This window comes from Vibrio diazotrophicus (assembly GCF_038452265.1).
Classification (GTDB): Bacteria; Pseudomonadota; Gammaproteobacteria; order Enterobacterales; family Vibrionaceae; genus Vibrio; species Vibrio diazotrophicus.
The window spans coordinates 794,672-809,396 of the sequence record NZ_CP151842.1; the positions used below are offsets into that span (position 1 = coordinate 794,672).

Annotated in this window: 15 protein-coding genes; 10 read left to right on the forward strand and 5 right to left on the reverse strand. The window is 43.3% G+C overall.

Annotated elements, in window-relative coordinates; translation table 11 throughout:
* Positions 1–6 precede the first annotated feature (6 nt).
* The 4 genes from AAGA51_RS03610 to AAGA51_RS03625 are packed head-to-tail and all read left to right on the forward strand — an operon-like array spanning position 7 to position 5,593.
* Positions 7–639 (forward strand): hypothetical protein, encoded by a 633-nt coding sequence (locus AAGA51_RS03610; protein ID WP_042489032.1) that lies wholly within the window; start codon positions 7–9, stop codon positions 637–639.
* Positions 633–1,895, forward strand: coding sequence for an extracellular solute-binding protein (locus tag AAGA51_RS03615; RefSeq protein ID WP_042489030.1), 1,263 nt, complete (start codon positions 633–635; stop codon positions 1,893–1,895). The genes AAGA51_RS03610 and AAGA51_RS03615 overlap by 7 nt, the downstream gene beginning before the upstream one ends.
* Positions 1,896–1,941: 46 nt before the next feature.
* Positions 1,942–3,759: a heparinase II/III domain-containing protein gene (locus tag AAGA51_RS03620; RefSeq protein ID WP_042489028.1), complete on the forward strand. Its 1,818-nt coding sequence runs from the start codon at positions 1,942–1,944 to the stop codon at positions 3,757–3,759.
* A 10-nt stretch (positions 3,760–3,769) separates the two neighbouring features.
* Entirely contained in the window at positions 3,770–5,593 is a 1,824-nt protein-coding gene (locus tag AAGA51_RS03625; RefSeq protein ID WP_042489026.1) for a DUF2264 domain-containing protein, read from the forward strand.
* Between the two features lie 43 nt (positions 5,594–5,636).
* Here AAGA51_RS03625 and AAGA51_RS03630 read toward each other — a convergent pair whose 3' ends face one another.
* Positions 5,637–6,077, reverse strand: coding sequence for a type IV pilin protein (locus AAGA51_RS03630; RefSeq protein WP_042489024.1), 441 nt, complete (start codon positions 6,075–6,077; stop codon positions 5,637–5,639).
* A gap of 96 nt (positions 6,078–6,173) precedes the next feature.
* On the opposite strand from AAGA51_RS03630, the gene AAGA51_RS03635 reads away from it, so the two are divergent.
* Genes AAGA51_RS03635 through AAGA51_RS03650 form a run of 4 tightly spaced genes read left to right on the forward strand, consistent with a single transcriptional unit; the run spans position 6,174 to position 8,934 of the window.
* Positions 6,174–6,692 carry a GspH/FimT family pseudopilin gene (locus AAGA51_RS03635; RefSeq protein ID WP_042489021.1) on the forward strand — a complete coding sequence of 173 codons (519 nt, stop codon included), beginning with the start codon at positions 6,174–6,176 and terminating at the stop codon, positions 6,690–6,692.
* Positions 6,661–7,287: a hypothetical protein gene (locus tag AAGA51_RS03640; protein ID WP_042489018.1), complete on the forward strand. Its 627-nt coding sequence runs from the start codon at positions 6,661–6,663 to the stop codon at positions 7,285–7,287. Before AAGA51_RS03635 ends, AAGA51_RS03640 begins: the two co-directional genes overlap by 32 nt.
* Entirely contained in the window at positions 7,284–8,522 is a 1,239-nt protein-coding gene (locus AAGA51_RS03645) for a hypothetical protein (protein WP_042489015.1), read from the forward strand. The genes AAGA51_RS03640 and AAGA51_RS03645 overlap by 4 nt, the downstream gene beginning before the upstream one ends.
* Positions 8,512–8,934, forward strand: coding sequence for a type IV pilus modification PilV family protein (locus AAGA51_RS03650; RefSeq protein WP_042489013.1), 423 nt, complete (start codon positions 8,512–8,514; stop codon positions 8,932–8,934). The genes AAGA51_RS03645 and AAGA51_RS03650 overlap by 11 nt, the downstream gene beginning before the upstream one ends.
* 75 nt (positions 8,935–9,009) lie before the next feature.
* Here AAGA51_RS03650 and fghA read toward each other — a convergent pair whose 3' ends face one another.
* A complete protein-coding gene (gene fghA / locus AAGA51_RS03655; RefSeq protein WP_042489009.1) occupies positions 9,010–9,858 on the reverse strand; it encodes an S-formylglutathione hydrolase in 849 nt (282 codons plus the stop codon).
* Positions 9,859–9,952: 94 nt separating this feature from the next.
* Positions 9,953–11,086, reverse strand: coding sequence for an S-(hydroxymethyl)glutathione dehydrogenase/class III alcohol dehydrogenase (locus AAGA51_RS03660; RefSeq protein ID WP_042489006.1), 1,134 nt, complete (start codon positions 11,084–11,086; stop codon positions 9,953–9,955).
* A gap of 150 nt (positions 11,087–11,236) precedes the next feature.
* Between AAGA51_RS03660 and AAGA51_RS03665 the strand changes: the two genes are divergently transcribed.
* Complete coding sequence (locus AAGA51_RS03665; protein ID WP_042489003.1) at positions 11,237–12,121, forward strand: LysR family transcriptional regulator; 885 nt, start codon at positions 11,237–11,239, stop codon at positions 12,119–12,121.
* Positions 12,122–12,171: 50 nt separating this feature from the next.
* Complete coding sequence (gene tadA, locus AAGA51_RS03670) at positions 12,172–12,699, forward strand: tRNA adenosine(34) deaminase TadA (protein ID WP_042488999.1); 528 nt, start codon at positions 12,172–12,174, stop codon at positions 12,697–12,699.
* A gap of 121 nt (positions 12,700–12,820) precedes the next feature.
* Here the strand turns inward: tadA and AAGA51_RS03675 are convergent, their stop codons facing one another.
* Together AAGA51_RS03675 and mltF are read right to left on the reverse strand one after the other, a co-directional pair.
* Complete coding sequence (locus AAGA51_RS03675) at positions 12,821–12,955, reverse strand: hypothetical protein (protein WP_255209411.1); 135 nt, start codon at positions 12,953–12,955, stop codon at positions 12,821–12,823.
* Positions 12,956–13,135: 180 nt separating this feature from the next.
* The gene (gene mltF, locus AAGA51_RS03680; protein ID WP_042488996.1) at positions 13,136–14,719 is read right to left on the reverse strand and encodes a membrane-bound lytic murein transglycosylase MltF; all 1,584 of its coding nucleotides are present in this window, start codon (positions 14,717–14,719) and stop codon (positions 13,136–13,138) included.
* Between the last annotated feature and the right edge of the window lie 6 nt (positions 14,720–14,725).

Consider the following 14,725-nt stretch of genomic DNA (forward strand, 5'->3'; position numbering starts at 1 on the left):
AATACCATGCTCCGTGTATTTAAAGACAACAATTCTATTCTTGCCGTTATCTTTCGCGAGCTGTGGAATTTATTTGTTCTAAATATACTGATGATAGTTTCAATGATGCTGGTTGTGACTATTCCAGCCAGTTTGATTGCCACATACAAAATATGCGAGAGGATGGCTCAGGATAAAAGCGTGTCTGTTTACGCTGACTTTAAATGGCATTTTAGAAAAGTCAGCATCAAAGATTGCGCTTTCCTATGGGGGATGATTATTACTAGCGGCATCCCTGCCTACAGCAGCTACATCTATTTTCAACTTACACAGCATACCACGATTTACAGCATGCCTTTGACTGTATCAGTGCTCATGTTTGCTATGTGGGTTTCAACAATATTTCTATACCTGAATAAGAAGCCGGAGGAGGGTAACTTACAGACACTAAAACAATCCTTGCTGAAACAAATGGGTAAACCGTCGTTAATTATAAAAATAAACATAATCGTTGGCTTATTTGTATTAATTGCCGTTGCGATGTTTCCCTTATCTTTCTTATTTATTATTTCAATCATGCCTCCTCTGTGTTTGCTGTTTATAGCTAACACAATGAATAAATCCAAAAAAGCGAGAAATAGAAGGAACTTGTCATGTTAAATAAAAAACTTACAACACTCTGCCTGACATCTCTGTTATCCGTAGGCGGTGTAGTTCAAGCCGCTGACGACCCGATTACTATTAACTGGGCGCGTTGGGATGTATCAAGCGGCGTAGAATTAAACGCCATTGCAGATGCGTACATGAAAGCACATCCAAATGTGAAGGTTAACTCCGTTGATTTAGGCAGTGCGGATTACAACTCTATGCTGATGACTCAGCTCTCTGGTGGCGCGAAGAACATTGATATCGTGACCGTTAAGGATGTTCCGGGGTACACAGACCTAATTCGTTCAAACAACGTGATAGACATGACAAGTGCACCAACAGACGAATTAAAAAATAACGCTACTTATCAAGGCTTGATTGACGAGTTCACTGTTGACGGCAAACTTTATGCGCTGCCAATCCGCCTTGATTTCTGGGTGCTTTATTACAACAAAGCTTTGTTCGATAAGGCGAATACACCTTATCCAAGCAATGATATGACGCTAGAAGAGTTTGATGCGTTAGCAGAGAAAGTCACCAGCGGTTTTGGTGCGAATAAAAACTACGGAGCTTACTATCACACTTGGCGATCAACTGTTCAACTGCCTTCCCTGTTTGATGGCAAACAGACGTTGATCAGTAAAGACTACTCGTTCCTTAAACCTTATTACGAACGTGTTCTGAAACTGCAACAAGAGGGTACGGTTCCTCGTTACGCTTCGCTAAAAGCAACTAGCACTCACTACTCGGGCCCTTGGTTTAACGCAACTGTTGCAATGCTCCCTATGGGTTCTTGGTTTATCTCAAATCAAATCGCTAAGGTAAAAACTGGCGAGAGTAAAGCTAGCGAGTGGGGCATAGTGAAGATGCCACATCCTAAAGGTGTAAAAGCGGGAACAACAGCGGCAACAGTAACGAGCCTAGCGATCAACGTGAATTCTGATAAACAAGAAGCTGCGTTGGATTTCATCAAGTTCGCTGCGAGTCATCAAGGTGCTCTCGCTGTGGCTAAAGCTGGTGGTTTCCCTGCAAACCAAAACCAAGAGATCTTGAAGATAGCTGCAAATCGTGACGGTTTCCCTAAAGATGAGAAGAGTTTAGCGGCTCTTGAAATCGGCAAAACTTACCTAGAAATGCCCGTTGACTCTTTAACGCCACGTATAGAAGTGATTCTAAATCGTACACACGATGCAATCATGACGGAAAGTGAAAGTATTGATGATGCGTTGAAGATGCTTAACAAAGACGTCGCACAAGTACTTAATTAATCTGAAATGAGCCACGTTCTACGTGGCTCTGCTTTTAGGAATAACAATGGAACTGGTACAAGCGTTTACTAACGCTCGAACTCTTTCATCACTGACTCCTTTTCCAGCTTGCGACGACAGAAATGCGTGGCAAGCTTTACCGTCTTGGGTACAGTCAGTGATTGAAATGAATTTGGCTAAAGCTCACGAATCGGCGTGGACACAGCTATTGGCTTCGGATTATCTGGCTTTTTCACAGTCGGGAAATCGAGTGAATTTTGAAGCCAAATATTTTCAGCGCCGAGAAAAGCTTATTGATTTAACGCTCGGCTATTGTCTCTCCCCGGACGAGAGATTATTGGCTCAGATTGTTGATGGCATTATCTTGATATGCGAAGAGTCGGGCTGGCAGTTACCTGCTCATAACGGATATGTGCGCGACTCAATCTTATATCCATTTCCAGATACTACCCGACCTGTTATTGATCTATTTGCCGCAGAAACTGGTGCGTTGTTGTCACTGGCGCACTACTTACTTCAAGCCGATCTACAGCGCCAATATCCCTATGTGTTAGAGAGACTTAATCTGGAAGTGACTAAACGGATTGTTGAGCCTTTCCTTGATTCTCATTTTTGGTGGATGGGGAATGGCGATGAATCTATGTGTAACTGGACGCCGTGGTGCACGCAGAATGTCTTGCTGGCTTTCTTTATTCTTCCTACTTCACAAGAGTTGAAACAAAAAGCGATTGATAAAGCGGTATGCGCTCTGAACTGTTTTTTGAAGGATTATGGTGATGACGGTGCATGCAACGAAGGTGTGGTCTATTACCGACATGCAGGATTGTGCTTTTTCAACTGCATCGATATTTTGAATCAGGTGAGTGATGGCTTTTATCTCAATGTTTTTCAAGAAACGAAAGTTAAAAACATGGCGAATTTCATCACCAATAACCATATTAGCGAGCAGTGGTATTTTAACTTTGCAGACAGTGCTCCGCGCATAGACTCTTGTGATGTCAGAGAGTATTTATTTGGTGTTGCAACAGACTCTCCTGTATTGATTCAGCACGCATTGAAAGACTGGCAAAGAAGTGTGGATAGCGGCGAAAAGAGCCGTTTGGCGAACGAATATAGCCTCTATTATCAGCTACAAGGTGCATTCTTTGCGCAGGCGATGAGTGACCGAATCCAGCAGTCACTATCTGAGCGAGAGCGTGTTAAACCGGATGTATATTATCCAAGCATTGGTCAGTTTATCTCGCGTGATAATAGCTTTGCTTTGAGTGTCAAAGCTGGGCATAACGCAGATAGCCACAATCACAACGATGTCGGCAACATCATTGTTTATAAAGCCAGTAAACCAATCTTGATTGATATTGGTGTTGGCACCTATACCAAAAAGACTTTCTCTGAGCGGCGCTATGAAATATGGACCATGCAGAGTGCTTGGCACAACCTACCAACGTTTTCAGCAGTGATGCAAAACAACGGTAAAAATTTTTCCGCAACGGATGTCAATGTCGAGTTTTCAACTCAGGTGAGCTCTATTGCTATGGAACTGTCCAACGCTTATCCACCAGAGGCAAATCTCAAATCTTATCGACGCAACGTCACTCATGTTAAAGGGCAGTACATTCAAGTTGAAGAGCAGGTTGAAGGTGATAGTGAAATGGTGCTTTCACTAATTTTTTCTTCCTTCCCTCAAGTCTTTGACAAGCACATTTTAGTTGGAAACTCTCAAATTCAGTTTGATCAATCTATCCATGTCAACATTGATACCGTGGATATTGATGACGCCCGGTTGAGGCAGTGTTGGCCTGATACTTTATATCGAGCAAGAGTAAAAACAGAAAATCCTAAGTTCAGTTGGCGTATTTTTTAAGAGAAAAATCATGAGCAAAACTCAACAATTTCTGAGCAATAATCCATTAGCAACTCGCAACGATTTAGCCGCGTGCTGCCAAGAACTGCTTAAAGCTGTGGATCCTTTTTTTACTGCCGGATGCAGTGGATTAGCTTTAGGTGAAACCACCACACATTACGGAAAGAAAATCGCTGAGATGGAAGCCTTCTCGCGCCTATTATGGGGTGTGTTTCCTCTGCTTTCTGGAGACTTCAATAGCTCTAACGTTGAGTATTACTTTGATGCAATACGAGTCGGTACAGATCCAAATCATCCTCAATATTGGGGAGAGATAAACGATTTTGATCAACGAGCAGTTGAGATGGCGGTTTATGGTTACGGAATGGCTCTGCTGAGGGAAGGTTTTTGGAACTACTTTAGCGAATCAGAAGCAAACAATGTTCAGACTTGGTTAGAGCAATCGGCTTGGGCGGTTATTCCTGATAATAACTGGCATTTCTTTCCAATTATGGTGCAGATAGGTTTTCAGCTATCGGGTAAGCCTTACGATCAGAAAAGCGTAGATTTTCACTTTTCTAAAATAGAAGAGTATTACCTAGCAGACGGTTGGTATTGTGATGGTATTGGTCGACCAAGAGATTATTACATCTCTATGGGATTCCACTTCTATAGTCTGTTTTACGCCAAACTGATGAAATCTCATGACCCAGCACGTTCTGCTCTGTTTGTTGAGCGAGCCAAACTGTTTGCTAACGATTTTATATGGATGTTTGCAAAAGATGGGGACGCTATCGCATTCGGACGCAGCTTAACCTATCGATTTGCTGAAGCTGCATTTTGGAGCGCGGTCGCTTTTGTTGATGAAGATATTTACGATCTTGGAGTGGTGAAAGGATTACTGCTGCGTCATCTGCGATTCTGGTTTAAGCAGCCCATTTTTGATCATCAAGGTTTACTGACGATTGGCTACCACTATTCCAATTTAATCATGGCTGAAGATTATAATGCGCCCGGTTCAACCTATTGGGCGGCGAAAGTCTTTTTGGTGGTCGCTCTCGGGGAAGAACATCCTTTCTGGCAAGCCGACGAGAAGCCTTTGCCTGCAATGAGTGGAATACATATTCTTCCTCACGCCAATCAGATCATTACCCATAGTGATGAATCAAAGCATGTTTGGATGCTGACGTCTGGTCAGCTAGAACTCAACAATTATGTTAATACTGAGTCGAAATACACAAAGTTTGCCTATTCCAATCAATTTGGATTTACGCTTGAGCGTGGTCGCTATCAGCTTAAACACAACGCGTGTGACTCTATGTTACTGCTGACTGAAGGCGACGGTTATTACCGAGGTCGTCGAGAGTGTGAATTGGTTGAAGTGACGGATCAATACATAGTTTCAACATGGCAACCATGGAAAAACGTTGCAATAAAGACGTGGTTAATTCCTTGTTCGGACTGGCACATCCGTCTGCATTGTATTGATAGTGAGCGAGAATTGGAGGCTGTAGAAGGAGGCTTTTCTATCAAAAAGCTGCCTCAATCAGTGATTGAATCGTCGCAGACTCAATGCCGTGTGGTAACGGAAGAGTTAGAGTCACAAGTGGTCGATTTACTAAACGGCGCTAAGGAAACCCAGTGTGTTACGACACCGCCTAACTCGAATATTCTCTATACAGAACAAGCTTATGTGCCAGTTACTACATACGATATTCATGTTGGTCGTCAGTGGATTGCTTCGGCTGTATTTGCTGGCAAAAGTGGTACTCAGCAGGATTCACCAACGCTGAGTTTAAATGGAGAGGAAATCGAAATAGTTCATTTGAACGAAAGCAAAACTATCAAAATTTAATTCTAATGAAGCCAAGAAGGTTTAGTCTTCTTGGCTCTTGAGCTTAAAGCCAGCAGCTGCTGGGTAAGCTTTCTCCTGTATGTGCTAGCGTCAACTTGGTATAGGTATTCCCTAGGCAAGTGTCGTTGTTCTGCCCTTTTGTTGCTTTCGGTGTCGCTGTTATCAAATAACCTGTCTTACTGACGGTCGCCGATATCTCATATCTGTCATTATCAACTTCGCAAAAGCTGTTGCAAATACCGTTCGTCATTATGGTATCCGCTGAGTAACCATTGTCGTAGTGCTCTTCCAAATAGAGTTGCAATTTAGACATATCGGCCATTGCCTGCTTTCTATGTGCTTTCCTAATGTGGTCACTGTAGTTGGGGTAGGCGATAGAACCTAGAATTCCAATGATGGCCACAACGAGGATTAATTCGATGAGTGTCAAACCTTGATGCTTACGTGATGCTATCTTGCAGTAAAATGTACGAATCATTTCTATTACTTCTCCATATCAACCTACGCCATTTTTAGTACCTGTTAGTATCCTTGCAAGTTGATTCATATTAATTGCAAGACTTACAGAGGAATTTGGGAAATGCTTCGCGGGTTCACTTTACTAGAGATGCTCATCACGATTTCTATTATGTCGGTGTTGTTAGCTTTTGCTGCGCCGAATCTTTATCTCTACCAACAGAAACACAAAATCAGGAATTTAGCTTCTGAAATACACGGGTTTCTTGTTCAGGCTAAATCAGAAGCTGTCTTTCGTAATAAAGATCTCTGGGCTCATATTGAAATGGATAGTAATCCGACGGTAACGGGGAAGTGGTCTATACGAGTGACTGATTCTGAAACTTCAGGTGCAGGGGAAACGATACAAGTTATGGCTGGAGACAAGTATAGAAATATACATTTCCAATCCAATTACCTATCGAATCAAATTAAGTTCAATGGCATCAGAGGCAAGATAAGTAATGGCACCTTACGTTTTGCATTAACTGATCTGATAGAGAAACCATTGAATTTAAGAAGCTCGTTTGGTGCTAGTCGAATCATTGTTTGCGGAGAAGGAGGGGAGTTTTATGGTTACTCGCAGTGCAGTTCGCAAATGTAGTGGTTTCTCCATTGTTGAATTCATGGTTGCAGCTTTATTAGGAGGAATAGCATTAACGACTATTGGTAGTGTGCTCCTTTCAACGCAAAAATCTGCTAGTGAAAAAAGTAAACAAATTATGCTGTTACAGAACGTATCAAGCACATTGCATCAACTAAAAGAGGACATATTAAGAGCTGGGTTCGATGATGGATTTGATACTTCAGCGCGATTTTTGGGCGAGTCAAAGGTCACCTATGTACATAGCAAACCTAACGCATTGGGGTATGTGTATAAAGTTCGTTCAAGCACTCCTCCTGAATATAGACATGTGCTGTATTGGTTAAATAGTAAAACTTCTAGTCTGATGTTCTGCGAAAAAAGCCGGCCAACGTTGATCTCTGTTTATTCTGCTGCAACTCAATTTGGTAACTGCTATTCCGTGTTTGATCCTAACCAAATATCCGTGAACCAATTTTCCGTTACTAGCCATCAGATTGATAGTGATGATGTTGAAAGTGCCTTTGTTATTGTTCGCATGGCTGCTCATCTGACGAAAGAGCCTGAAATTAATCAATATTTAGAGATCAAAGTGACGCAGAGGAACTGGCAATGAGTAGGTGCTTACAAAAAGGTGTTACAACTTTAGCTGTCACCTCCATTTTATTGATGGTGGCATTAACGGTGACGTTGGGTACTCAGAAATCGCTTTTTTACCAAATTAAACGCTCCCAAAATGAAATTAAATCTCGGCAAAACCATTGGTTAGCGGAAGGTGCTATTGAGTGTGGTTATGCGCAGTTCCGAGCTGAAAATAAGGTTCCACAAAATATTACTGATTGTGGTTCCGGGCATGGAGTCATTGCTTCCTTTGTCCCTTCTGTTCATGGTCAGCGTGTGGTAGCACAAAGTGGTTACAGTACTGTAGAAAAAGAAATCTTGATTAAGAATAGATTGAGCTCAGGGGCAATACAGTCCAATGCGGATTTGTATTTTCATTCTAGTTTGTCATTTGCAACGCCTGATCCTGGTAAGTTCACGGAGAGAGGTTGGGAGTGTGTCGCTCTTCGTTATGGGAGACGTTTTTATTCACCATCGTTGGTTAATCAGGGAGTGGTTCACGGCAGAAAACCCTATGAAGATTTTAGTAACCCCGGTTACAAAGACTGTCTTGGTTCTCATCGCTCTTTCGGTCAATCGTGGGGACATTTAGGAAAAGATTTCGTACAAGATGCCCATTTATCTCTATTCGAACAGTTCTTTAATGTCCCTGCTCACGAACATGACAAGGTGAAAATGAGTGACAAAGTAACTGTGATGGAGGGCGTTGGGTATCCTAAGCAAGTGTATAACTGCGGCAGCGCATTGGCATCGCAAATTCGTTCTGGCAAACATTTCCTCTGGGTTGAAGGGGGATGTGAGATCAAAATGTCTGAATACAATAACTTAGTCAATGCGGCTTCTGCTACTGACGGTGTTCTAATACTTGTTCACGAAGGCGTTTTTTCAGTGATGGGTAAGCCTCCCGGTGGCTCGTCTGAGCCGTTCAAAGGTGTTTTATTCCATTTTAATCGAGAGTTTGTTGCATCTCCCATTCAATGGAGAGGCTTTGTTGCGGATAGGATTTTGAATCATCCTTCTTCTGTTGTTGAGCGATCTTTTCGAAACATAGCTTCATATTATCAATATGGTGCGTTCAGTTTATCTGGTGGGCAATACTTTGATACACCGGGGCAGTCAGCAGTATTTAATGATTCATTAGAAGTCAATTTTAATGGTGATGTCATCAATAACGTACAGGCAAATGTTAATCCACCAAGGTGGAGAGAAGGATCTTGGTATGCAGAATAGAAACAAACAGTCAGGTTTTAGTTTGGTTGAAGTGATGATCACTTTTGCTTTAATTGGGGTTAGTGCCTTAGGGCTTATCAAACTTCAAGCTTATATTGAACAACGTGCAGATTATGCCCTACACAGCATTAAAGCGTTGAATGTTGCAGAGCAGAGGCTGGAGTGGTTTCGAACTCGAGGTTCTAGAGCGGCTCATATGCGCGTTAGAACGCCTGACTATGATAGGAACATTGCTTCTTATGTATGTAACGAAGACCCTGTGTACAAAGTGAGTTGGGATGTTCATGAGCCCAATCCAACATTGGCTGTAAAAACTATCACTATGGAGGTTTCTTGGTTTGACCGAAATGGAAGTAAGCAAACTGTCTCTCTGCAAACCATGTTGTCCAAATACAGTGAGTTTAATACCTAGGTGTTTGAGCGAGCTATAAGCATCAATCGATACAAAAGCCCGCATGTCGCGGGCTTTTTGAATTGAGATAAATCATTACTCAGTTTTAAGATATTTAGCGTGAAACTCTAGGTGATCATCGATAAATGTCTGAATGAAGTAGTAGCTGTGGTCATACCCTGGCTGAATACGCAGAGTTAAGTTTGCTTTTGCTTCAATGGCTGCTGATTGCAATGTCTCTGGTTTGAGTTGCTCAGTTAAGAAACTATCCGCGTTTCCTTGGTCAACCAATATTGGCGCTGTCACTAGATGAGTTTTCATTAGCTCAACCGCATCGTACTGTAGCCATTTGCTCTTGTCTTCACCTAAGTAATTGCGAAACGCTTTTTGTCCCCATGGCACGGCCATCGGATGACATATAGGGCTAAATGCAGATATCGACGAATAAGTCGTTGGGTTCTTGATGCCAATCGTCAAGGCTCCGTGACCACCCATACTATGCCCTGAAATGGCTTTGCGCTTACTAACAGGGAAATTTGCTTCTATCAGCTGTGGCAGTTCATCAACGATGTAGCTGTACATCTGATAATGCTCCTGCCATGGCTCTTGGGTAGCATTAAGATAAAAACCTGCACCGAGGCCGAAATCGTAAGCTCCTTCCGGATCATCAGGCACACCTTCACCTCTAGGGCTAGTATCTGGAGCGACAATCGCAATCCCTAACTCTGCGGCTTTTTTAAACGCGCCCGCTTTCTGCATGAAATTTTCGTCTGTACAGGTCAGCCCTGATAACCAATACAATACAGGCACTGGTTTATCTTCGGTCGCTTCTAACGGCAGATAAATGGCAAAGCGCATTTCACAATTGAGTGTGCTGGATTGATGAATGTATTGCTTGTGCCAGCCATCGAAAACTTTCGCTTGGCTATGATTAATTAAACTCATTCTTCCTCCTATACCCAGTTTTTCGTAGTGGCTGCCCAAGTTCGCAGCCACTCGAAGTTATAGGGTATACGCTGTCTTTAGATATCGTTCTGCACTACTTATTGAAGTGAACGACAGAGCGAATACTTTCGCCAGCATGCATCAAATCGAATGCATCGTTGATCTCATCTAAGGCCATGGTGTGAGTGATAAACTCTTGCAGGCCAAACTCACCAGCAAGGTATTGCTCAACGATGCCCGGAAGTTGTGAACGACCTTTAACGCCGCCAAATGCACTACCACGCCACACACGGCCAGTGACCAACTGGAATGGGCGAGTAGAGATCTCTTGACCTGCGCCAGCAACACCGATGATAACGGATTCGCCCCAGCCCTTATGGCAGCATTCGAGCGCTTGGCGCATCACGTTGACGTTACCAATACATTCAAATGAGAAGTCCACGCCACCGTCTGTCATCTCAACAATCACTTCCTGAATCGGCTTATCGAAGTGTTGTGGATTGATACAATCTGTCGCACCAAGTTGTTTCGCTAGTTCGAATTTCTTCTCGTTGATATCGATACCTATAATGCGGCTTGCGCCGACCATGCGAGCACCGATAATCGCCGAAAGACCAATACCGCCTAAACCGAAGATAGCGACAGTGTCGCCTTTCTTCACTTTAGCGGTATTCATTACCGCGCCCATACCTGTTGTGACACCGCAACCTAATAGACAGATTTCTTCTAGTGGTGCTTCTTTATTCACTTTCGCAAGAGAAATCTCAGGCAGTACAGTGTATTCAGAGAAGGTTGAGCAACCCATGTAGTGATAAATAGGCTGACCATCTTTGTAAAAACGAGTTGTGCCGTCTGGCATCAGGCCTCTACCTTGGGTAGCGCGAACTGCTTGGCACAGGTTAGTCTTACCTGATTTACAGAACTTACACTCGCCACATTCCGCTGTGTAAAGTGGGATGACGTGATCACCGACTTCTACAGAAGTAACACCTTCGCCCACCATCTCAACAATACCGCCACCTTCGTGACCAAGAATTGATGGGAACACGCCTTCTGGGTCTTCGCCGGATAACGTGAATGCATCAGTATGACAAACACCTGATGCCACAATTCGTACTAACACTTCACCTTTACGAGGAAGCATGACATCCACTTCTTCGATTTTAAGAGGTTGGTTTGGACCCCACGCAACCGCAGCGCGTGATTTTATGAATTTGTCTTGTGACATGTGGTCATCCTTTTAATCAATAACGAGGAGTGTTTGGTGTACTCCCAACACCATCAGTAGTCTTTTAGTATAGAAGCTTCTCTTTGGTTAATAATTGGGTGAAAATGAGAATAACTTTTACACTATTGTAATAATCAAAAAGAGTTGTTGATGGCAGGTTGGGAAGGAATTAACGAGTTTATTGCGGTCGCTGAGTGTGGAAGCTTCACTCAGGCCTCGCTGCGCTTAAACACTTCGGTGGCGAATATCAGTCGCCGTGTCGCAACGCTTGAAGAGCGACTGAAAGTGAAGTTGCTGGTAAGAACGACACGTAAAGTGTCTCTGACTGAAGCAGGGCTGGTTTACTTTCAGCAATGTCGAGTGTTGGTTGAAGGTTTAGAGCAAGCAGAGCAAACCGTTACTCAGATGCAGCAAACGCCGCAAGGCAAACTCAAAGTGACTGCACCAGTGACTTACGGAGAGCAAAAAATTGCGCCTCTACTTCATCAGTTTCTTCAGCAACATGAACAGCTAAATTTAGAGTTAGTGCTCACTAACCAAAAGCTCGACTTAATTGAACAAGGTGTCGATTTGGCAATCCGTTTGGGGCAGTTAGACGATTCCAGTTTTCGGGCTAAGAAACTGAGTAATCGACAGTTATATGTTTGTGCAACGCCAGAATACCTGTCTCGCTTCGGCGTGCCTCATACATTGTCTGAGCTAAATAAACATCAATGTTTGATTGGAACTTATGATCACTGGCGTTTCAAGGAACACGGCCAGTCACGCTCTATTCGGGTGAAAGGTAATATTAACTGCAATAGCGGGATCGTTCTGTTGGATGCTGCACTGCGCGGAATGGGCATGGTTCAGCTACCGGATTACTACGTAAGTGAACACTTAGCGTCAGGAGCATTAGTCGAAGTACTTCCTTCATATCGTGATGACAGAGAAGGTGTGTGGGCGCTTTATCCCCATAATCGGCATCTATCGGCCAAAGTCCGCCTGCTGGTGGATTACCTTGCGAAAAGCTTATCAGCCGAAGCTGTTGTATAATTTCGTCCAATAAAGGGCAAACAAACCCAAGTCCAACAAGAGAGAGAATAATGACGGAATCCCAAGCGGAATTTAGCCCACAAGACGAAGACTTTATGCGCCAAGCGATGGCTTTAGCCGCTAAGGCTGAAGAGCAAGGAGAAGTTCCTGTAGGCGCGGTATTGGTTAAAGATGGGGAAATCATTGCTCAAGGCTGGAACCGTTCAATTGGCAATCATGATGCAACGGCTCACGCTGAAATTCAGGTATTACGTCAGGCGGGAGAGAAGTTAGAAAACTATCGCCTGTTAGATACAACTTTGTATGTCACGTTGGAACCTTGTCCTATGTGTGCTGGCGCTTTATTGCATAGTCGAGTAAAGCGAATTGTCTATGGTGCTCCTGACCTTAAAGCCGGTGCCGCAGGTACGGTATTGAACATCTTTGACAGCCCTGCGGCTTATCACTACGCCACGATAGAAAAAGGTTTATTAGAGGATGAGTGTCGCCAGCAGTTACAGGCCTTCTTCAAGCGTCGTCGCAAAGAAATTAAAGCATTAAAAGATGAACAGAAACGAGATCAAACGGTTGAGAAATAAAAGTAACAAGTGGGAAGTTGCGGGATAGAACGAAATAAGACGAGTGAATAAAACGATTGGTAGTGGGTCTTTGGCAAACATCTACATTCGTAGATGTTTGCGTCCCTAAAATATCAGCTGATTACAAGTACTGTTCTTCCAAATGTACATACGCTCGATGACGTGCTAGCACTTTCTTTTTTGTATTGGCTAGCATACGGCGACGGCGGTTAGCTGATACTGCTTTGTTAAGGAGTTTAGGCCTACGTTTAAGCATAAAACGTCCCCCTTTCAGTACTAACTATCACAACAAACCCCAATTATTCATCCAATCAGGGCGCCAAACTATCAAACTTATTTGACGTTTTTATGTATCCGACTCCTACTTGTTTTTATTTGTAGAGTAAGAGCGGATGCACATATCTATTTATGGGTTCCGAAGAAAAAAATCAAGTGTTTATTTTTGAATTGATGCAGGGTTATCGCTTGTCGATTCTTCTTGCTCAGAATCTAAGCTCTCTTCATCGTTTTGCGAATCATCAATAGACTCATCAAGGGTACTTTCATCACTTTCATCCTCTTCCGGTAAATGAATCACCGTGATGTCATCGGTGCCAGATTCGACGCTAACCACTTTCTGTTGCTCTAAATGGCCAATGATACTTTGATAGTAACGACGTATGTTCTCAACATAGTTTCTCGCTTCATCACCACGTGCATAACCATAGATGGTCTTCGAGAAATATTTCTTCTGACGTAACAAAGGTAGTCTGTCTTTTACTTCTGCCCAAGTATCCGGATCACTGCCCTGAAGTTTGGTGAGTCGACGAGCATCCATCATGTGACCGTAACCGACGTTATAGGAAGCAAGGGCAAACCAGATTTTTTCGTGATCAGAAATGGAATCTGGAACTCGCGCCACCATTCTTCGTAGGTACTCGACACCACCTCTAACCGATTGTTCTGGGTCAAGGCGGTTGGAGACATCAACACTTTTCGCAGTTGGTAGCGTCAGCATCATCATGCCACGTACACCGGTTGGCGATTTAGCTCTAGGGTTCCAGTGAGATTCCTGATAAGCCAGTGCCGCAATCAAGCGCCAGTCAAATTCATCCGAATATTTCTGGAATAGTGGTGCCCATTTAGGCAGTCGGTTATCAAGTGCTCGAATAAATGCACGCGTATCTACATAGTCGAAAGTGCCAATGTGACCGATGTACTTTTCTTCTAATGATGCGAGCGATCCTGATTGTTTTAGTTCACCAAAGAACTCAATCATCATGGCATACAGGCTTTCGTCTTGTGAACGACGCATAAACCAAGAGATAGGTTGGTCTTCTGTCACTTCAAAGGCAGACGCGAGGTCAGGATAAATACGTTGAGAAAGTGAAACTTCTACCGAATCTGCCATAGTAAACAGCAATGAACCTTCAGAAACGCTTTTGAGCAGATCGTTGACGTCTGAGTTGGTATCAATATGGAAATCAAAATCAGGGTAATCTTTCTTTAGTCCGTTGAGCGTTGTTTCAAAGTGAGAATCATCAACCACACTGAAAATAGATTGACCGTCATTTTGATCTTCAAGCTCTTGTTGCTTATTGACAAGCTGCTGAATATTACGCGGACGCCATTGGCCTTTTTTATACACCACTTGTTGAGATACGTAGTAGTAAGCAGGGCCGGCGCGGTAGTCTTTCAGGCGTTCTTCCGATTGACTAAGACCTGCAGCGATGATATCGATCTCGCCGTTTTTGAGAGCAGGAAACAGACTTGAGAGGCGATAAGCGGGCTTCATCTCAAGTTTGACATTCAGTTGTGCTGCAAATTCTCTGGCTAATTCATAATCCAACCCAGAAGGGCCATCTGGACCGATGTAGTAAGAGAGTTGGTTGTTTAATGTACCCACACGCAAGATGCCGCGTTCACGGATCTGGTCAAGTTCACTTTTCGGTTCGGAATCTATTTGGCAACCACTTACGAGAAGAGTCATTAAAAATAGAGTGAAGCCACGGCTGAGTGAATGATAAAAAAGCTTTGTCATTAATTT

Excerpts from the sequence above, each read along its gene's own strand:
- AAGA51_RS03610 (WP_042489032.1), top strand. The coding sequence starts at position 7 with ATGCTCCGTGTATTTAAAGACAACAATTCTATTCTTGCCGTTATCTTT.
- AAGA51_RS03615 (WP_042489030.1), top strand. The coding sequence starts at position 633 with ATGTTAAATAAAAAACTTACAACACTCTGCCTGACATCTCTGTTATCC.
- AAGA51_RS03620 (WP_042489028.1), top strand. The coding sequence starts at position 1,942 with ATGGAACTGGTACAAGCGTTTACTAACGCTCGAACTCTTTCATCACTG.
- AAGA51_RS03625 (WP_042489026.1), top strand. The coding sequence starts at position 3,770 with ATGAGCAAAACTCAACAATTTCTGAGCAATAATCCATTAGCAACTCGC.
- AAGA51_RS03635 (WP_042489021.1), top strand. The coding sequence starts at position 6,174 with ATGCTTCGCGGGTTCACTTTACTAGAGATGCTCATCACGATTTCTATT.
- AAGA51_RS03640 (WP_042489018.1), top strand. The coding sequence starts at position 6,661 with ATGGTTACTCGCAGTGCAGTTCGCAAATGTAGTGGTTTCTCCATTGTT.
- AAGA51_RS03645 (WP_042489015.1), top strand. The coding sequence starts at position 7,284 with ATGAGTAGGTGCTTACAAAAAGGTGTTACAACTTTAGCTGTCACCTCC.
- AAGA51_RS03650 (WP_042489013.1), top strand. The coding sequence starts at position 8,512 with ATGCAGAATAGAAACAAACAGTCAGGTTTTAGTTTGGTTGAAGTGATG.
- fghA (WP_042489009.1), bottom strand. The coding sequence starts at position 9,858 with ATGAGTTTAATTAATCATAGCCAAGCGAAAGTTTTCGATGGCTGGCAC.
- AAGA51_RS03660 (WP_042489006.1), bottom strand. The coding sequence starts at position 11,086 with ATGTCACAAGACAAATTCATAAAATCACGCGCTGCGGTTGCGTGGGGT.
- AAGA51_RS03665 (WP_042489003.1), top strand. The coding sequence starts at position 11,237 with ATGGCAGGTTGGGAAGGAATTAACGAGTTTATTGCGGTCGCTGAGTGT.
- tadA (WP_042488999.1), top strand. The coding sequence starts at position 12,172 with ATGACGGAATCCCAAGCGGAATTTAGCCCACAAGACGAAGACTTTATG.
- AAGA51_RS03675 (WP_255209411.1), bottom strand. The coding sequence starts at position 12,955 with ATGCTTAAACGTAGGCCTAAACTCCTTAACAAAGCAGTATCAGCTAAC.
- mltF (WP_042488996.1), bottom strand. The coding sequence starts at position 14,719 with ATGACAAAGCTTTTTTATCATTCACTCAGCCGTGGCTTCACTCTATTT.